Origin of the sequence: Ruminococcus albus AD2013 (genome assembly GCF_000526775.1) — a bacterium.
In the GTDB taxonomy this organism is placed as follows: Bacteria; Bacillota; Clostridia; order Oscillospirales; family Ruminococcaceae; genus Hominimerdicola; species Hominimerdicola alba_A.
Genome location: NZ_JAGS01000001.1, coordinates 2,629,004 through 2,648,560, shown reverse-complemented (window position 1 = coordinate 2,648,560; position 19,557 = coordinate 2,629,004). Strand labels below are relative to the sequence as shown.

16 protein-coding genes are annotated in these 19,557 nt (G+C 46.3%); 8 read left to right on the top strand and 8 right to left on the bottom strand.

What is annotated here, in order from left to right; all coding sequences use genetic code 11:
* Positions 1–14 precede the first annotated feature (14 nt).
* The 3 genes from uxaC to gpr form a co-directional block, all read right to left on the bottom strand.
* Positions 15–1,430 carry a glucuronate isomerase gene (uxaC, locus tag N773_RS0111750; protein WP_024857975.1) on the bottom strand — a complete coding sequence of 472 codons (1,416 nt, stop codon included), beginning with the start codon at positions 1,428–1,430 and terminating at the stop codon, positions 15–17.
* 86 nt (positions 1,431–1,516) lie between these two features.
* A complete protein-coding gene (gene uxuA, locus N773_RS0111745) occupies positions 1,517–2,584 on the bottom strand; it encodes a mannonate dehydratase (RefSeq protein WP_024857974.1) in 1,068 nt (355 codons plus the stop codon).
* An 811-nt stretch (positions 2,585–3,395) separates the two neighbouring features.
* A complete protein-coding gene (gpr, locus tag N773_RS0111735; RefSeq protein ID WP_024857972.1) occupies positions 3,396–4,265 on the bottom strand; it encodes a GPR endopeptidase in 870 nt (289 codons plus the stop codon).
* 223 nt (positions 4,266–4,488) lie between these two features.
* On the opposite strand from gpr, the gene rpsT reads away from it, so the two are divergent.
* The 4 genes from rpsT to N773_RS0111715 all read left to right on the top strand — a co-directional run bounded on the left by rpsT (position 4,489) and on the right by N773_RS0111715 (position 9,118).
* Positions 4,489–4,740 (top strand): 30S ribosomal protein S20, encoded by a 252-nt coding sequence (gene rpsT, locus N773_RS0111730; protein WP_013496991.1) that lies wholly within the window; start codon positions 4,489–4,491, stop codon positions 4,738–4,740.
* A 221-nt stretch (positions 4,741–4,961) separates the two neighbouring features.
* Positions 4,962–5,417 (top strand): MarR family winged helix-turn-helix transcriptional regulator, encoded by a 456-nt coding sequence (locus N773_RS0111725; RefSeq protein WP_024857971.1) that lies wholly within the window; start codon positions 4,962–4,964, stop codon positions 5,415–5,417.
* The gene (locus N773_RS0111720) at positions 5,414–7,195 is read left to right on the top strand and encodes an ABC transporter ATP-binding protein (RefSeq protein WP_024857970.1); all 1,782 of its coding nucleotides are present in this window, start codon (positions 5,414–5,416) and stop codon (positions 7,193–7,195) included. The genes N773_RS0111725 and N773_RS0111720 overlap by 4 nt, the downstream gene beginning before the upstream one ends.
* Positions 7,196–9,118: an ABC transporter ATP-binding protein gene (locus N773_RS0111715; RefSeq protein ID WP_024857969.1), complete on the top strand. Its 1,923-nt coding sequence runs from the start codon at positions 7,196–7,198 to the stop codon at positions 9,116–9,118.
* A gap of 63 nt (positions 9,119–9,181) precedes the next feature.
* On the opposite strand, the gene N773_RS0111710 is transcribed toward N773_RS0111715, so the two are convergent.
* The 5 genes from N773_RS0111710 to ilvA all read right to left on the bottom strand — a co-directional run bounded on the left by N773_RS0111710 (position 9,182) and on the right by ilvA (position 13,674).
* Positions 9,182–10,390, bottom strand: coding sequence for a cation:proton antiporter (locus tag N773_RS0111710; RefSeq protein ID WP_024857968.1), 1,209 nt, complete (start codon positions 10,388–10,390; stop codon positions 9,182–9,184).
* Positions 10,391–10,523: 133 nt separating this feature from the next.
* Positions 10,524–11,498 (bottom strand): dockerin type I repeat-containing protein, encoded by a 975-nt coding sequence (locus tag N773_RS0111705; RefSeq protein WP_024857967.1) that lies wholly within the window; start codon positions 11,496–11,498, stop codon positions 10,524–10,526.
* A gap of 66 nt (positions 11,499–11,564) precedes the next feature.
* The gene (locus tag N773_RS0111700; protein WP_013499610.1) at positions 11,565–11,939 is read right to left on the bottom strand and encodes a Rid family detoxifying hydrolase; all 375 of its coding nucleotides are present in this window, start codon (positions 11,937–11,939) and stop codon (positions 11,565–11,567) included.
* A 60-nt stretch (positions 11,940–11,999) separates the two neighbouring features.
* Entirely contained in the window at positions 12,000–12,470 is a 471-nt protein-coding gene (locus N773_RS0111695) for an NUDIX domain-containing protein (RefSeq protein ID WP_024857966.1), read from the bottom strand.
* A 1-nt stretch (position 12,471) separates the two neighbouring features.
* The gene (gene ilvA, locus N773_RS0111690; protein WP_024857965.1) at positions 12,472–13,674 is read right to left on the bottom strand and encodes a threonine ammonia-lyase; all 1,203 of its coding nucleotides are present in this window, start codon (positions 13,672–13,674) and stop codon (positions 12,472–12,474) included.
* A 186-nt stretch (positions 13,675–13,860) separates the two neighbouring features.
* Here ilvA and N773_RS0111685 point away from each other — a divergent pair, with 186 nt between their 5' ends.
* The 4 genes from N773_RS0111685 (at position 13,861) to N773_RS0111670 (ending at position 19,555) form a co-directional block, all read left to right on the top strand.
* Positions 13,861–15,753, top strand: a complete 1,893-nt coding sequence (locus N773_RS0111685) for a leucine-rich repeat protein (protein WP_024857964.1) — start codon at positions 13,861–13,863, stop codon at positions 15,751–15,753.
* A 224-nt stretch (positions 15,754–15,977) separates the two neighbouring features.
* Positions 15,978–16,526: an NADH peroxidase gene (locus N773_RS0111680; RefSeq protein ID WP_024857963.1), complete on the top strand. Its 549-nt coding sequence runs from the start codon at positions 15,978–15,980 to the stop codon at positions 16,524–16,526.
* Positions 16,527–16,832: 306 nt separating this feature from the next.
* Positions 16,833–18,302: a diguanylate cyclase domain-containing protein gene (locus tag N773_RS0111675; protein WP_024857962.1), complete on the top strand. Its 1,470-nt coding sequence runs from the start codon at positions 16,833–16,835 to the stop codon at positions 18,300–18,302.
* Positions 18,299–19,555, top strand: coding sequence for an ABC transporter substrate-binding protein (locus tag N773_RS0111670; RefSeq protein ID WP_024857961.1), 1,257 nt, complete (start codon positions 18,299–18,301; stop codon positions 19,553–19,555). The genes N773_RS0111675 and N773_RS0111670 overlap by 4 nt, the downstream gene beginning before the upstream one ends.
* Positions 19,556–19,557 lie beyond the last annotated feature (2 nt).

Below are 19,557 nucleotides of genomic sequence, written 5' to 3'. Positions count from 1 at the left end.
ATCATGTACCTCTTTTATTCCATTCCGAAAAATTTCATGGCGTTATTGAAGCTGACGTTTTTCACTATCTCACCCAGGTTTTCTTCATCCCAATACAGCTCGCCGTCGGCACAAAGTCTGCCTATAAATGCGCAGAGTATCCGCCTGAAATATTCGTGTCTTGTGTATGAAAGCATACACCGCGAATCCGTCAGCATACCGATAAAATTGCCCAGTACGCCCTGCTCGCAAAAACTGCGCAGATGATCTTTCATGCCGCCCAGATTATCATTGAACCACCAAGCCGCGCCGTGCTGTACCTTGCCGCACACGCCCTCATCATTGAAGCACTTCGCCAGCACATCAAGGGCTGTGTTCATCGAAGGGTCAAGGCTGTAAAGCACTGTTTTCGGCAGACTGTCGGTCTTGTCAAGTTCATCAAGAAAAGCCGCAAGGCTCTCTATGGGGGCATCGCTGTGTATGCGGTCGAATCCCGTATCTCTGCCGACAGCTTCAAACATACGGCTGTTGGAATTTCTCGCAACGCCGAAATGGAGCTGCATCACCCAGCCGTGACGGCGGTACTCTTTGCCGAGAAACAGCATGACCTCGGTTATGAAGCTCAGCCTTTCCTCCTCGGTGACGGTTTCATTCGCCATGCCCTTGCGGAAAATGCGCTCACACTCCGCTTCACTTATGCGGTCACAGGGGAACATAACCGTGCTCTGGTCACTGCTTTTGCAGCCCATGCCTGCAAAGAAGTCTATCCTCGTGGACAGCGCTTTTTTCAAGTTCTCAAAGCTGTTAACATCAACTCCCGCTGCTTTTCCGAGCGCACTGACATAATCCCCGAATCCGCCGTCCTCTATAAGCAGTACCTTGTCCGGTCGGAATGTGGGTATCACCCTGCACCCGAGACTTTTATCCTCTGCTATGGCTTTGTGCCACTTCAGATCGTCGCAGGGGTCATCGGTAGTGCCTACGACCCTTACTTTCGACATACCTATTATCTTCTTTGCTGAAAGTTCGCCGCTTTGCAGTTTTGCATTGCACAGGTCGAATATCTCGTCCGCGTTTTTTTCGCATATCGGAAGAGTGCAGTCAAAATATCTCTGCAATTCCAGATGACTCCAGTGATAAAGGGGACTCCCCACAGCCTGTGAAAGCGTTCTGCACCAGAGCCTGAAACGCTCGCGGCTGTCCTCTTTGCCTGTTATGTACTTCTCGGCTATACCGCACTGACGCATTGCACGCCACTTGTAGTGGTCACCCCCTAGCCAGAGTTCGGTTATGCTGTCGAAGTTCCTGTCCTCGGCGATATCCTTCGGGTCGATGTGGCAGTGATAGTCGATTATAGGCATATCCTCTGCGTACTTATGGAACAGTATACGTGCTTCTTCGGTATCCAGAAGAAAATCCTTATCCATAAACGCTCGTTTTGTGTTATCCATATTTTACCTTTCTGTAACTGTGATAGATCGTTATATCCATTATGTCAAGGGTGTCCCCCATTTCTGCGGAACACCCGTTGTTTTGCTTATTTTTCGTTCAGCTTGTCCAGCATATCCCATACACCGAGTATGTACATTATGCCCAGCGCCCTGTCATACAGCCCATAGCCGGGACGGCATTTCTCGTCCCATATGTGTCTGCCGTGATCGGGGCGGATATATCCGTCAAAACCGCCGTCGTGGTATGCTTTGATGATATCCAGTATGCCTACATCACCGTCGCAGTCGCGGTGAGAGGTTTCGCTGAAATCTCCGTTATCGAAATGCTTGACGTTGCGGATATGCGCAAAGGCTATCCTGTCACAGTGCTTTCTCACTATGTCAGCTACATTGTTATCGGGATTTGAACCCAGTGAGCCCGAGCAAAGTGTCAGACAGTTGTATGGGTCATCTACCATTTTAAGGAAACGTTCCACAGCTGATTCATCGGTCAGCAGGCGTGGAAGCCCGAATATATCCCAGGGCGGGTCATCGGGGTGTATAGCCATTTTGATATCACACTCGTGGCAAACGGGCATAAGCTCTTCAAGGAAGTATTTCAGGTTCTCCCAGAGTTTTTCCTTGTCAACGTCCTTGTAAAGGGCGAAAAGCTCTTTCAGATTTGCCAGTCTTTCGGGTTCCCAGCCGGGCATGGTGTAGCCTTTAGTCTCTTTCAGGATATAGGCTGCCATCTCCTCGGGATCCTGCTTTATCTTGCTTTTTTCGTAATAAAGCGCAGTTGAACCGTCGGGCAGAGGGTGGAAAAGGTCTGTCCTCGTCCAGTCGAAAACAGGCATGAAATTATAGCAGACTACTTTCACACCGAAATCTTTTAAATTTCTGAGCGTCTGCTTGTAGTTCTCTATGTAGAGATCGCGGTTTGCCCCCGCGGTCTTTATATCATCGTGTACGTTCACCGATTCCACAACGCTCATGCCGAAGCCGTACTTGTCCAGTTCGTTCTTGACAGCCTGTATCTCAGATTTTTCCCAGACTTCGCCGGGCTGCTTTTCATGCAGTGCCCAGACTATCTCACTGACGCCGGGTATCTGCCGTATCTGCGAGAGCGTAATGCTGTCGTTTCCCGTGCCGTACCAGCGGAATGACATTTTCATGTGCTTGCCTCCCAACACTATAATATTCAACTATATTATACTACTCTATAATTGTGAATACAAGTAAAGTTTAGCTATCCGCATCACTGTTACGACAACGTTTAAGTACGTGCTTTTGCGGGATTTTACGACAATGCAGTGTCAGGCAAAGACTTGCCGATTATTGCGGTTTTCGCGACTCTCTCCGTTTCGGTCGATAGGGCAACAACATCACCTATGTCTTGTGAATACGGCGCGTTTAGCTTTTGCGTTGCAGCTACAAAACAAATGTTCCACGTGGAACATTTTATTTCTGTCTGACGGACTGCGTGTGAAGTTGCAGTCCTCGCTTTCGGGGTCGATAGCAACATAACCTATGTCTTGTGAATACGGAGCGTTTAGCTTTTGTAATGTGTCTATAAAACAAATGTTCTACGTGGAACATTTTATTTCTGTCTGGCGGACTGCGGGAAGGTCGCCCCTCACTCCGTTCGGGTCGAGAAATCGGATTCGCTGTCGCTGTCCGATTTCGGGCGCGGGCAATATTTCACGGACATAGAAAGAACGTGGACGTTTGATTGTCCACGCTCTGGATTTAGTTGCCCGCGCCTTTTGGGTCGGAAGATAGTCTGCTATTGCTTTGAAAGTTGCCACGTCGCTTTTGCGCCTTGACCGAGAGGCTCTGCCCCTCGTGCTTCCCGCAAGCCTTTCGCGAAAGGCTTGACCCAAAGCTCTTCTCCTTGGCATTCTATCCTAAGCCCAGCTACCTTACCGCCCTGCCAACAATTAATGAACACACTAACGCTTCGCTTTTAGTGTTGTGAATTATGAATTAAGACAAGCTTCTCAGTTCCTCAAGGGTCATGTTTTTCTGAAAAGCAAGATTTATCCCCTCAGCGATATACCCCGCTGCTGATTTCACAAGTTTGTCTATGCTTCCCGGGGTGACGGTCATGCGCTCACTGCCATCGGGGGCGGGTCTGCCGAATATCATCTCGGCGGCTGACGCAAGGTCTACCACCATTGGAACGCCGATAGCTATGCAGGTCACGCCGAGGGTCGCACGGGAAAGTTCTTTGCGGGAATTCTCAACACCGCTGCCCGGAGATATGCCTGTGTCACATATCTGTATCGTCCGCCCGAGATGATCCAGATCCCAGCAGGCGAGAGCGTCAACAGCTATCACAAGGTCAGGCTGAACGGCTTCACACAGGGCTTTGATCTGCTCGGTAGACTCTATGCCAGTCTGTCCAAGCACACCTGTTTCAATAGCCGATACTTCCGTCAGTTCGTCGGTGTCCAGTTCATGGGCAAGACGCTTGATATGTCTGGTGGCGAATATCTTATCCACCGTCAGCGGACCAAGTGCATCGGCGGTAAGATGTCTGTTGCCAAGACCAGCCACAAGTATGTGCTCGGCTCCGACCGCAAGACTTCGCAAGGTGTTTGCTATGGTTTGTATACGGCTGTCGCGGCAGGGACAGAAATTCTCAAAAGTGCTGTCTATGGCTTTCAGGGTGACATACCGTCCCTTGGGTCGGCAGAGTTCGTTGGCTGCGGCAGAAGTCTCTATCGTGATATCTGCGATCTCAAGCTGTGCATCAGACAGGATATCTATTTTTCGGGATACGCCTTCAAGGTCGCGGCTTAGTGACAGCCTGCGGGCGGCTTCAACTGCAAGGTCGGTGCGTAGGTCTTTCATTTAAGTGCCTTCTTTCCTGTAGAAATATTGTAGATTTAAACAATATGTACAAATAAAGTTCCGAAAATTTGCGGAATTTTTTTTGAAAACCCCTTGCAATTGGGAGAAAAATGTGTTACACTATTTTAGTAAGCTTGCCAAATCTGTTATCCGCATTTCCTCTCAGTCTGCGGATAGCTTATCCTGATAAGCGAGATTTTATACATTGAGGGAGGTGTCCATAATGCCTAACATTAAGTCTGCAAAGAAGAGAGTTAAGGTCATCGAGAAGAAGACCCTGAGAAACAAGGCTATCAAGTCCGATCTTAAGACTGCTCTGAAGAAGGCTGATGCTGCTGTTGCTAACAATGCTGCTGATAAGGAGCAGGTAGTTAGAACCGCTATCAAGAAGGTCGATATGGCTTGCACAAAGGGTATTCTGCACAAGAATAACGCTGCAAGAAAGAAGTCTCAGCTTGCTAAGAAGCTCGGCTAAGATCGTTTTTAATAACGGATATGACCCGATGACGAAAGTCTTCGGGTCTTTTTATGTCATGCGCGATTTGCTGAATATGGAAGGGGCTATCGGTTTAGTTATGCGCGTTTTATATGAAAATAATTTGTTCATAAAATAGCTGAATAAAATATAAATTGGTGTAGTATAATTAGATAGGCAACTGATAGTTAGCAAGCTAATCATAAGGGGGCGAATAATTAGTGAGAAAAGAAATACAGAAAGAAGTTATAATAGCCTCTAAGTATGTTCATCAGAAAATAGGATGTATAATCAATTCCGAGCTCGCCCACAACGATATAACTGCGGCGCAGAGCCATGTGCTGATGTTCATCATGTGCCATGAACCGCCTGTTTATCCGTCGGATATACAGCGGGAGATGCATATATCAGGGGCAACGGTCTCGGGGCTTGTGAAAAAGCTGAGGTCGAAAGGATACCTTACGATGGAGGGCTGTGACACCGATGAACGCAGGCGAGGTCTGATAGCCACCGAAAAGGCTGCTATGCACAAAGCTGAGATAGAAAACTGCATGGGCAGTATCGAAGACAAGGCTTTCAAGGGATTTGAGGAAGATGAACTTGAAACTCTGAATAAACTGCTGTCGCGGATGGCAGAAAATTTAAAAGACGCTGAAAAGGAGGGTCAGGATAAATGAAGAAGATCCTAGCTCAGATAAAGCAGTATAAAAAGGATACTATCCTCACGCCTTTTTATGCGATGCTGGAAGTCGTTATGGAAGTGCTGCTGCCCTACATAATGGCGATGATAATCGACAAGGGAATTGAAAAAAACGATATGAAAGCAGTGGGGCTCTACGGCGGACTGATGGCGGGTGCGGCTGTGGTCAGCCTGTTTTCGGGCATCATGTCGGGAGTACATGGCGCAAGAGCCTCAACAGGTTTTGCCTGCAATCTGCGAGAGGAGATATACCGTAAGATACAGACATTCTCCTTCGGTAATATCGACAAGTTCTCAACTGCAGGCCTGGTAACGCGAATGACTACTGATGTAACCAATATACAGAACGCTTTCCAGATGTGCATACGCATAGCAGTTCGTGCACCTTTTATGCTGATAAGCAGTATGGTGATGAGTTTCCTGGTAAGCCCGCGAATGAGCAGTATGTTCCTTGTGGCATTGCTGGTGCTTGCTGTGGCGCTTAGTCTGGTGGTAAGGTTCGCCATGAAGACATTCAGCGCGGCTTTTCAGAAATACGATGAGCTCAATTCCAGCGTACAGGAAAATGTATCGGCTATACGAGTTGTAAAGGCATATGTACGTGAGGACTACGAAAAGCTGAAATTCCGCAAGGCATCGGGCAACCTTTACAATATGTTCGTCAAGGCGGAGAGCATTGTGGCACTGAACAACCCTGTAATGATGTTTGTCAGCTACTCGGCTATCATTGCTATAAGCTGGCTGGGCGCTCACATGATAGTGGGCGGCACACTCACAACAGGTGAGCTGACCAGCCTGTTCTCCTACATTTTCAGCGCTTTCATCTCGCTGATGATGCTCTCGTTCATATTCGTTATGATATCCATGTCAACTGCCAGCATAAAGCGTATCAGCGAGGTGCTGGATGAAGAACCCGACCTCTCCGACAAGGCTGACACCATCAAGGAGATGAAGGACGGTTCCATCGACTTTGAGCACGTTGATTTTGCATACTTCAAGGGCGAGAACAAGGAAGTACTCCACGATATCGACCTGCATATTAAATCGGGCGAAACTATCGGTATAATAGGACCTACAGGTTCGGGCAAGACCTCTCTTGTCAACCTTATAAGCAGACTTTACGATGTTACATCGGGGTCAGTTAAGGTCGGCGGAGTAGATGTAAGAGATTATGATATGGAATTCCTCAGAAACAATGTATCTGTGGTATTGCAGAAGAACGTGCTGTTCTCTGGCACTATCATCGATAATCTCCGCTGGGGCAATGAGGATGCTACCGAAGAGGAATGCATAGAAGCTTGCAAGTCGGCTTGTGCAGATGAATTCATCGAGCGTATGCCCGATAAGTATAACTCCCGTATCGAACGCGGCGGCGCTAACGTTTCGGGCGGACAGAAGCAGAGACTCTGTATAGCAAGAGCGCTGATGAAGAGCCCAAAGGTGCTTATCCTCGACGATTCCACCAGTGCGGTGGATACTGCTACTGATGCGAAGATAAAGCAGGCTTTCGCCGAGAAGATACCCGGCACTACAAAGATAATAATCGCACAGCGTATATCCAGCGTTGAAAAGGCTGACAGGATACTCGTTATCGAAGATGGCAGGATAACCGGCATCGGCACTCACGAAGAACTGCTGAAGACCAGCGAGACCTACGCTGATATTTACAGTTCACAGGCAGGCGGCGGAGGAGATTTCGACCGTCCCGAGAACGCCGATGGCAAAGCTGTAAGCATAAGAAAGGAGGGAGTATAAATGCCAAGACCTGATAGAACAGCACCCCGTCCGCAAATGAGCAAGGACACTTTCAAAGTGCTGGGGCGTGTGCTTAAATTTATGTTCAAGGACTATAAGATGCATTTCGGGATAGTTGTGGTCTGCATCATCATACAGGCTGTTACGACCCTTGTGGGCATGGTGTTCATACAATCCCTCGTTGATGACTATGTTATGCCTATGCTCAAAGAAAAGAAGGAGCTCGGCGATGCGTTTGTCGCTGACTATAAGCCGCTGGCTATGGCTCTGGTAAGGCTTGCGGTGATATATGTACTTGGACTCACCTCGGCTTATGCCTATAACCGTATCATGGTAAACGTAGGTCAGGGTACTCTGCGCAATTTCAGGAACGCGCTGTTCGATAACATGGAGAGTCTGCCGATAAAGTATTTTGACACCCACGCACACGGTGATATAATGTCGGTATACACCAACGATGTTGATACTCTCAGACAGTTCATCGCACAGAGCATACCTCAGCTCATAAACTCCACCGTGACACTGGTGGTAACGCTTATATCCATGTTCACCAGAAACATACCCCTTTCACTGCTTTCGATATTCATGGCGGGTGTTATGATGTTCGTGACAGCGAAGATATCGGGCAATTCTGGTAAATATTTTGCGGCACAGCAGAAGGATCTGGGTGAGGTAAACGGCTTCATCGAAGAGATGCTGGACGGTCAGAAGGTTGTCAAGGTGTTTTGCCATGAGGAAAATGCGCAGGCAGATTTCAGGGAGCTCAATGATAAATTGCGCGACAGTGCCAACAACGCAAACAAGTTTGCAAACATACTGATGCCAATAAACGGCAACATCGGCAATATCAGCTATGTGCTGTGTGCAGTCTTCGGTGCGATACTGCTTATAAACAATGTCGGCAGTATAACCCTTGGCAGACTTGTTGCTTTCCTTACGCTGAACCGTAACTTCACAATGCCCATCACCCAGATAAGCCAGCAGATGACCTTTGTTATAATGGCTTCCGCAGGTGCAGGCAGAGTTATGGATCTGCTGGATCAGACTCCCGAGACCGATGAGGGATATGTAGAATTTGTAAATGCTAAATTCGATAATGATGGCGAACTGAAAGAATGTGCAGAGCGTACAGGCACATGGGCTTGGAAACACCCCCACAAGGAGGACGGAACTGTCACCTATACCCAGATGAAGGGTGAGATAGTTTTTGACGGTGTAGATTTCGGATACAATGACGAAAAGATCGTTCTTCACGATGTACAGCTGTTCGCTAAGCCTGGTCAGAAGATAGCCTTTGTAGGTTCAACAGGTGCAGGCAAGACCACTATCACCAATCTGATAAACCGTTTCTATGATATTCAGGACGGTAAGATAAGGTATGACGGCATAAATATCACCAAGATCAAAAAGCCCGCACTGAGAAAAACTCTCGGCATAGTTTTGCAGGATACCCACCTGTTCACGGGTACGGTAATGGATAATATCCGCTACGGAAACCTCGATGCTACCGATGAGGAATGTATCGCGGCGGCTAAGCTTGCGAATGCTTCGGGCTTTATCGAGAAGCTTGAACACGGCTACGACACCGTATTAAAGGGCGACGGCGGAAACCTCAGCCAGGGACAGCGACAGCTTCTTGCCATAGCAAGAGCCGCAGTCGGCGACCCGCCTGTGCTTATCCTCGATGAGGCGACTTCCTCCATCGATACACGCACAGAAAAGCTGGTCCAGACAGGTATGGACGCTCTCATGAATGGAAGGACTACTTTCGTTATCGCCCACAGACTTTCAACCGTCAAGAATTCCGATTGCATAATGGTTCTTGAACAGGGCAGGATAATCGAGCGCGGCACACACGATGAACTGCTTGAAAAGAAAGGAAAGTACTTCCAGCTTTACACAGGAAGCTTTGCAGAGAACTGATATCATAAAACAAAAGCGCAGTATGCTGTTGATAACATACTGCGCTTTCTATATTGGAGATGTTTACTTTGAATTCGCTGTAACAGGTGTATCTTCTGTGGAATCAGGAGATCTTGAGTAGAGATATTTGAGGAATATCGGAGTAACTATACTGCTTACGATTATCAGCAGTATAACAGCAGTGGAGTAGTCAGCGGGGATAACGCCCATGCTTAGACCTTTGTTTGTGATGATGAGGGCGACCTCGCCTCGGGTCATCATGCCTGCACCTATCTTTATGCAGTCGATGGTCTTGAACTTGAAGCACTTTGCAGCAAGTCCGCAGCCGATGAGCTTTGCGAGCATAGCCACTGCCACGAATGCCAGTGAGAAGAGTATTATCTCGCTGTTCATACCGTCGAAGTTGGTTTTAAGACCTATGCAAACGAAGAATATCGGGGCAAAGAACATATATCCGTTGACGCTTACTTTGCGGTCGATATAATCAGCATCGCGGACGTTGCAGAGGATTATGCCTGCGATATAAGCACCTGTGATATCGGCGATACCGAAGAATTCTTCTGCCACATATGCCAGTACAAAGCAAAGGCTTAATGCAACGATGGGGATACGTCTTGTATGAGGATATTTTTCGTCCCACACCTTGAATATCTTGTATATCACAATGCCCAGTATGAGGGACGCTGCAAGGAATCCAACAACTTTCAGCGAAACTACGCTTATCTTGCTGGACGGGTCTTTCATGCTGAGGACGAAGGTGAGTACCACTATGCCGATGATATCATCTATTATGGCAGCTGAAAGTATCGTCTGTCCCACGCGGCCTTTCAGCACGCCCATTTCTTTAAGTGCTTCCACCGTTATTCCCACGGAAGTTGCGGTCATTATACAGCCGACGAACATCGCTTTGAAGAAACTCTCGCTGCCGAAACCGTCAAAACCGTAGAAGGCGGTATACAGTCCCGCACCGCATACCAGCGGTACGAATACGCCCACACAGGCTAGTATACAGGCGACGAATCCTGATTTTTTCAGCTCCTGCAAATTGGTTTCAAGACCTGCCGAGAACATTATCAGTATAACACCGATCTCTGATAATATGCTCAGGTTATCCGAAGGATGCAAAATATTCAGCACGCACGGTCCGATTATCACACCTGCGATGATCTCGCCGACTACCATGGGCGCCTTGATCCTTCTTGCCAGCAGCCCCATGAATTTCGCGCTCATCATTATGATGGCGAGATCCATAAGTATTTCGTATGGTTCCAAATTATTACCCCCTAAAAAGCGCAAATATTCTCCCCCGTCCGAAGACAGGGGAGAAACGGTTCTTACTATTAAAAGTATAACATACTTTACATGGAAATATGTCAATATTTATCGGAAAATTTGTTAAGTAAAATTAACTTAAAAGCTTCTTGCCCTTGATGTGTGCCGCAAGTTTTGTAAGGTCGGAAACATTTATTTTGTTGTCCTTGTTGAAATCTGCGATAGATGTGTCGGGGAGAAATCTCTTGCCCTTGATATGAGCTGCCAGCTTTGCGATGTCGGTGATGTTTACTGAACCGTCACCATTAAGGTCGCCTATCAGAGTTTCAGGTTTCGTATCATCGTTGCGATCGTGCACGACAGCATTGTGCGTATCGAGATTTACAGCAAGGTCAAAGCCTGTTATCTCATTGAACGTTACATGATGTGTCGAATGTTCTGTTTCTGTGGTGACATCATATGTGAACCATGATAGTTCGGAAGTATCAAAGTTCAGCACCTTATCGCCTTTTACAGTCAGTTCGCTGGCATCATAGGAATCGAATGTTACGTATGTACCATCTATTCCTTCTTTGTATACAGGGTTCGCGGAAAATTCAAAAGATAAGCCGTCGACCACGTAAGTATCTTTCAATCCCTGATTTTCAGGAAAGTCGGTGGAAACATAGAAAACGAATTTTGCGAAATCATCGAGGGTTTTGCTGTTTGCTTTCAGTATTGACTCTATCTCTTCTTTGGTCACAGTCTTGCTGAACTTTTTCTCGCTCTGCGCGTCCGATTCGTCTAATACGATATCTGTATCTATCTCCGAACCGTCGGTCAGCTTTATGGAGGCTGTTATAGTGTAATTCACCTTTTGAGCGGGGTTTTCTATATCGGGATTTGATGAGCTGTCATCGCTTTCCGAACTATCGTTACCGCCGATCCCGGCATTGCTTGAAGAATCATCATCGGGCATCGATGAACTTCCTGAGTCATCTGTTACGGGGATTATCGGCAGTTCAACACCGCTGTCGTTATCAGCCGATACTCCGACTCCCGGCACGGATGCCCATGCAAATGCCGTCACAAGTGCTACAGCTGCTGCGAATGTGGTAATTCTTTTCATAGTATCTACCTCCGTTTCCTGTAATTTAAGCAAGAGGATACCTTCATCGGGTATCCTCTCAGTAATTTATACTTCTGCTATTACCTCTACTTCAACAAGAACGTCCTTGGGGAGTTCCTTTACCGCTACGCAGGAACGAGCGGGCTTGGAAGTGAAGTACTCGCCGTAAACACCGTTGAATGCTGCGAAGTCGCTCATGTTTTTCAGGAAGCAAACTGTCTTTACAGCCTTGTCTATCGAAGTGCCCGCAGCTTTCAGTACTTCGCTGAGGTTCTTGCAAACCTGATGGGTCTGCTCCTCGATGGTTGCTGCTTCAACATTGCCTGTTGCGGGGTTGATAGCTATCTGTCCCGAGGTGAACACCAGTCCGCCTACTACTTTTGCCTGAGAATAAGGTCCGATCGCATCGGGTGCTGTTTTGGTATAAACTGTCTCTGCCATAATTGATTACTCCTTTTAGATAATGGTTATTTATGAACTCGGCTTCTGCCGCATTCGTATTTATATAGTATATAGCTTCTGTATCCTGTCCTTGTTACGTGATACGAAGTCTGTCTGAACAAAACCTGTTTCTTTCAAAGCGCTCTGTATCATGATCCTGGTCAGGTCGGGGACATCGTCTCTCTCGGTTGCTTCATAAGCGTCTATCCATACAGCTTCGCTGTTTTCGTCGTTATCGGAACGAGCCTCGCCGCTGACATAGCTTGCGGTGAACACGCTGTACCAGTCCTTGTCGCTGAATCTTACGCCTATGAGCTTTTCTGCCTTTACGGTAACTCCTGTTTCTTCAAGGACTTCTCTTTCGCAAGCCGCATCGGGAAGTTCACCTTTGCGTATATAACCGCCCGGGATTATCAGCAGACCTTTGCCTGCGCCGTAGGTGTGCCTTACCAGAAGCACCTTGCCGTCCTTTATGACGACTGCCGCCGCGGATTTGCCCCAGTCGTTATCCTTTTCGTTTTCTGCACTCATATTATTTGTTTACTATCTTGAAGCCCTTAGCTGTAAGAGCCGCACGGATATCACGGATATGGTTGTAATCTCTTGTTTCGAGAACGAGTCTGAGCAGGCATTCGGTGATGTCGCTGTCCTCACTTGCTCTCTCGTGGTGGATAGATACCACATTCGCACCGAGGTCGGCAATAGTTGCAGAAACATCTTTCAGCTGACCGGGCTTGTCTTCAAGCTGAATGGTCAGTGTGTCGGAACGTCCCGATTTCAGCAGACCTCTCTTGATAACACGGGAGAGTATTGTAACGTCGATATTGCCGCCTGAAACAAGGCATACAACGTTCTTGCCCTTGATGTCGGGTATCTTGTTGAACATAACAGCCGCAACAGATACAGCGCCCGCGCCTTCTGCGATGAGCTTCTGCTTCTCGATGAGGTGGAGTATAGCTGAGCTTACTTCGTCATCGGTGACGGTAACTATGCCGTCAACGTACTGCTTGCAGTATTCAAATGTGTTAACGCCGGGTTCTTTTACCTGAATGCCATCAGCAATGGTGTGAACGCTGTCAAGGCAGAGTATCTTGTCTTCGGCGATGGACTTCACCATAGAGGGTGCGCCCTCAGCCTGAACACCGTATACTTTTACGCGGGGATTAAGCTGTTTTACTGCGAAAGCAACGCCCGAGATAAGTCCGCCGCCGCCCACGGGAACAACGATAACATTGGCATTAGCCACCTGATTGAGTATCTCAAGTCCGATAGTGCCCTGACCTGCGATAACATTTTCATCGTCAAAGGGGTGTATAAAAGTATAGCCGCACTCGTCGCGCTGACGTATAGCCTCGGCATAAGCGTCATCGTATACACCTGGAACAAGGCATATCTCAGCACCATAGCTTCTTGTAGCCTCGACCTTGGAAATAGGCGCACCATCAGGCAGACAGATTATCGAGCGGATACCGTTCTTTGCAGCTGCAAGCGCAACGCCCTGAGCGTGGTTGCCTGCGGAACAAGCGATAACACCGTGAGATTTCTCTTCATCGGAGAGCTGGGATATCCTGTAATAAGCACCTCTTACCTTGAAAGAACCTGTTATCTGGAGATTTTCCGTTTTAAGGAAAACGTTGCAGTCAGGGTTTACCTGGGGTGCAGCGATACAGGCGGTAGGTCTGATGACTTCTTTCAATACATTTGATGCGTCGAACACTTTATCGAGTGTAAGCATGGTGATTGACCTCTTTTCAAATAATTCTTAGTTTCCGTAAAAACCTTTAAATTATATTATATCACTAAGATAGTGGATTGTCAATATTCTGTGAACGCGAAAAAGGGGATATTTCGGGATTGACAAATGTTGAAAAACATAATATAATGTTTCTGAAATTTAATAATATAAAAAGGAGGAAATTTTATGAACACTAAAAAGATAATAGCAGGGCTTATGGCGCTGATGTTTGTTTTCGGAGGAACGGCACTGCCAAAGCTTCCGACAGCCTTCGATACCGCTGTAACGGCGAGTGCTTTTTATGAAACCTACGGGAACTTTAATTATATAGTAGATCATGAAAAAAACACTATCATGATAGACGGATTTAAAGATGGGTATGATGACTCGGAAACAAATATAGTAATACCCTCCGAGATAGATGGCAAGCCAGTTACTGAGATACTGGATGAAGCATTTAAGTGCCACAGTGAGATCAAAAGTGTTGTTCTGCCTGATGGACTTATTGAAATAGGAGAATTTGTATTCGAGGGCTGTACGAATCTTGAAGAGATAAACCTGCCAGAAAGTATCACCATCATAGGTGAAGATGCATTTTACGCAACAAAATGGTTAAATGATAAACTAGCCGAAGATCCGCTTGTTATCGATAGTAACATTGTAATTGACGGCTGCCATTGCAAAGGCGATATAGTTATACCCGATGGTGTCAGGGTCATAAGTTCATGCGCATTCCGTGAAAGTGGTATCACAAGCGTTAAGATACCCGACAGCGTCATAGAGATGGGTACATTCGCATTTGAGAGAAGTGCTCAGCTTGAAAATGTGACTCTTTCCAATAGTATCACAGAACTTAAAACTGCTGTTTTTGAAGAATGTGAAAGCCTCACAAGCATCATCATTCCCGACGGTGTTACAAAAATAAAAGTTGATGCATTTAATACGTGCAGTAAGCTTGCTGATGTGACCATACCCAAAAGTGTGACAGATATTGATCATAGTGCATTTTCAGGAACACCGTGGCTTGAAAAAAAGACTGTTGAAGATCCCTTGGTCATTATCAATAATGTCCTGCTCCAAGCAGGAACTTGTAAGGGGGATGTTGTGATACCCGATGGTGTTACAGTGATAGAAGATTATGCATTTCACCGCAATAAGGACATCACAAGCGTAACGATACCCGCGAGTGTTACCGAAATCGAATCACGAGCATTTGAAGATTGCAGTGAACTTGCAAAAGTTAGTATGGCAGAAGGTATGTTAAGCATAGGTTTTATGGCATTTTACGATTGTACTGCCCTTACCGATGTCAATATTCCCGAAAGTGTTCAATACGTTGGTTATTTTGCGTTTGGAAACACAAAATGGCTGGCAGACAAGCGGGCTGAAGATCCGCTGGTCATAATTAATAATAAGGTGTTTGATGCCGTTGCCTGTGAGGGCGATGTTGTTATACCGGAAGGGGTAACAGGTAATTATGAAATGGCATTCCAAGACTGTTTATATATCACCTCCGTGACTATCCCGCGAAGCTTCACTTCCATAGATGACTACACATTTTCAGGCAATTACAAACTCAAAAGTGTGAATATCCCGGACACTTTGACAAGTATTGGATATAGTGCATTTGCTTTTTGTCAATCACTTGAAGAAGTTACCATACCCGAAAATGTTACAAGCATAGGTGCTGCCGCTTTTTATAATTGCACAAGCCTGACAATCGTAACAATTCCCGCAAGCGTGACTGAAATCGGGAACTCGGCATTCGGGTATAAAGACGGCGAAAAAATCGACGGCTTTACCATATCAGGCTATACAGGCACAGCAGCCGAAAAGTACGCAAAGGACAACGGCTTTGAATTCGTATCATTGGGGGTAATGCAGGATAAGCTTAAAGGAGACCTCAATGGTGACGGTGTTGTAAACATTAACGATCTTGCGAAGCTTGCCGCACATATCAAGGGAAAGAGACTTCTGCCTGAACCGGTTATAGCAGATTTCAACAATGACAACAAAATAAATGTTACCGATCTTACAAAGCTGGCAGCGCATATCAAGGGCAAGAGAATGCTGAAATAAAGGTTTTTCGGGGAAACCGGCATGATAAGGATATCTCCCTCAATGCGAGGGAGATATCTTACATCGGCAAAATATACAAAAATGGTATAAATTAACCCTAAACAAATCTCTGGGATTTTCAGGGAGTTAGTCTTGACAAATTGCACTTAATGTGAGATAATTTAATAAAGACTATTGTCTGACGTTAACAATTGAAACGAATATAAAAAAGGAGGAAAATCCTAATGAAAAAGTTTGTTTGCACTATTTGCGGTTATATCTATGAAGGCGAGGCTGCTCCTGAGAAATGTCCTCAGTGTAATGCTCCCGCTTCAAAGTTCGATGAACTGAAGGAAGCTGCTGAACTTGTATGGGCTGATGAGCACAGAGTAGGTGTGGCTCAGGGTCTTGATCCCGAGATCGTTGCTGGTCTTAAAGAGAATTTCAACGGTGAATGTTCCGAGGTAGGTATGTATCTTGCAATGGCAAGAGTTGCTTACAGAGAGGGCTATCCCGAGGTAGGTCTTTACTATGAGAAGGCTGCATGGGAAGAGGCTGAGCACGCTGCTAAGTTTGCAGAGCTTCTGGGCGAGGTAGTTACACCTTCTACCAAGAAGAATCTGGAAATGAGATATATGGCTGAAAATGGTGCTTGCGAGGGCAAGATGAAGCTGGCTAAGAAGGCTAAGGAACTTGGCTATGATGCTGTACACGACACAGTTCATGAAATGGCTAAGGACGAAGCAAGACACGGCTGTGGCTTCAAGGGTCTGTATGACAGATACTTCAAGTAAGCTTTATTTACAGGCATAACAGCCTGCTATCATGTATGCCGCCGGTGTTCGGCGGAGATTGTGAATATGTATTATATTGTGATACCCGAGCAGAAATGTTCGGGTATTTTTTGTCGTAATTTGCTGATTTTCATAATAAAATGTGTATTTTTGCAATAATTTACAAATTAATAATTGAATTTTTGCGGCGGTATTGCTATAATGTATCTATATACAGAAAATTTGATAGGTCATATATAAAATGCAATGGCTCAGATATGAATGCATTTTGCATAATGAACGTTATTGAAGATAGAGGTACGTGTATTGGAAAAAGATGGAAGAAAAAAGCTGAAGCACTCTGTACGCACGATGATGATAGTTATGCTCATTGTTATGGCGGCAGTATGCGCGGTCTGCATCAGCTATGCAAGCTTCGTGCATTATGATAAACAGCTTGAATACGAAGCCGAGCTGCTCAGAAATTCTGCTGAACAGTCAGCGGCTATGCTGGATATGCATTTTAAAAAGCTGGAAGATGCCAGTGTTATCGTGCTTGCCGATGAGGGACTGATGAGTTTTGATGCGGCCAATTTCTCAACGAGTACGGAATACGACAATTCACAAAGGCTGGCTGAACTCAGAAAGACCGTGACGGATCTCAGCATTATCGATAACTACTGCGATTTCGCACTGATATACCGCAATGATGCAGCGGCGGGTATACTTTCGGATGGTTCGAGAGAGCTGATGTGCGATAATGAGAAAAAGGTCTATCCTTTCCTGAAAAGGCTGCTGGGTGAAAACCGAAGGGTATGGGTCGCAGGAGTTAATGATGACCTGGGAAAGGTGTACTACATAAGCCAGGCGAATGACAATGTGCTTTTCCTGGGAAGCTTCTACACGGAGGAGCTCAGATACCTTATAACAAGTGCAGAGCGTATAAAGGATTCACAGCTGCTGCTAATGGACGGCGATAAGAATATTATCACCATAAGCAACACAAAAAAAGAATTCGATATAGACCAGACCAGCAGCGATAGCTGTGTGGTTATCTCAGATACAACTATACAGGCAGAAAAAATGCTGAAAAACGGCTGGAATATCGTGCTGCTGAAAGATATGTCAGGTGCATACGAGTTTTATAAAAAGCTTGAGCTTGAAACAGCTGTGGCGCTTATGCTGGTGCTGATACTGACGCTGACCCTGCTGGTTATAAACTTAAAGAATGAACCTGCCTTCGGAGCGGAATCTTCGATGACACCTGATGTGGATATGCTGACGGGTATAATCAATGCCGAAGAAGCCGAGAATATCATCGCAGATAAGCTGGAGACCTGTGTTTCGGGTGCGACGATGATGCTGGCGATAGCAAGGATAACAAATCTTGACAAGATACGAGCGGCTTACGGTGCATCGGGATACAATGGCGCGATAATCAAGTCTTACCGTGGTCTTGCGGAGTTTCTGAAGACGGATTCGCCCGAATCCAAGAATATCCTCGGACGTACAGGAGAGGGTGAGTTCCTGATAATGGCTGACTACACGCAGTACGATCTCTTCAAGGCGAATGATGCCCTTAAACAGGGCCTTATCGATATGAGTGAGGCTTTGAATTCTGTGTACCTGGCAAATGTGGACGATATCCATATCTGTGTGGGCGCATCGATCTATCCCCACAACAGTACGGATTATGACGAGCTTTATCTTATGGCTGAAAAGGCGCTTCAGGAAGCGATAGACGATGATGAGAAAAGCTACGCTATCTATAAAAAGGAAAAGAGCACGCACAAATGATGGAGCATATTTTTAAAAGATCTGCAGCGGTACTGACTGCGGCTGTCATGCTGGTGCTTTGCGGCTGTCACGAAAGGACGCTGAAAGAGGAAGACGAACCTGTCGAGATAAGCTTCTCCTGGTGGGGGACCGATGACAGGAACGAAAGAACGCTGAACGGTCTGCATATGTTTACCGAACAGAGCGGGATAAATGTACGCCCGAAATACTCGGAATTCACAGGATACAAATCGCAGATCGATGTTCAGATGTATTCCGGCACTCAGTCCGATGTCATGCAGCTGAACTACGACTGGCTTTATGAATATACCAGGAACGGCAATGAGTTCTATGAGCTGTCCGATCTTGCGGATATAGACCTTTCCACATACCCTGAGGGCTCACTCAGCTGCGGTATGGTGAACGGCAAGCTGGAAGCGGTGCCCTATGGCTTCAATGCTGTTACATTCATATACAACAAGACGCTCTACGACAGCTATGGTCTGGATATTCCACAAAACTGGGACGACCTGTTTGCGGCTGCTGCGGTTATGCGCAGGGACAATATCTACCCGATATCCCTGACAGAAAAGTTTTACTGGATGACAGCCTGCGCCTATATGGAGCAGACTACAGGTCATAAGACCTTTGACGAGGACGGAAAGCCTGCGCTTACTGAGGAAGATCTGGCTGTCATGCTGAAATTCAGCACAAGAATAGTGGACGAAAAGGTGTCAAAGCTTGGCAGTGAATATGACAGGCGCGATTTTGCCATGATGAAGAATGCGGGTACTGCATCATGGGCTTCCGATCCGGGATACTTTGAGGACGCTATAAACGATATGAATATGGAACTGGCGATAGGGCCTTTCCTGACAACGGACAGCTATCTCAGCTACGGCTGGTACGAAAAGCCAACGGGTCTTTACGTCATAAGGCAGGATACTGCTAATCCCGAAGAAGCGGCAAAGCTTGTGGATTATCTGATAAACAGTTCGGATATGGCTATATCTCTTGAAATGACAAAGGGCACTCCCATAAGCAGTGCAGCGGCTGAAGCGCTTGAAGCGAGAGGTCTGCTGAAAGGCGTTGAGTACGAGGCTAACCGTCAGATGATGAGCGACCCGATGATACAGCCCATGTGCCCAACTATGGAAAACAGCGATCTTATAAATATTTATATGACAGCTGTTTACAATATCCACTATAAGAATGCTAATCTTGAAAGAGAAGCCAAGCTTGCTCTGGATAAGATAAACAGGCTTAATTTATGACG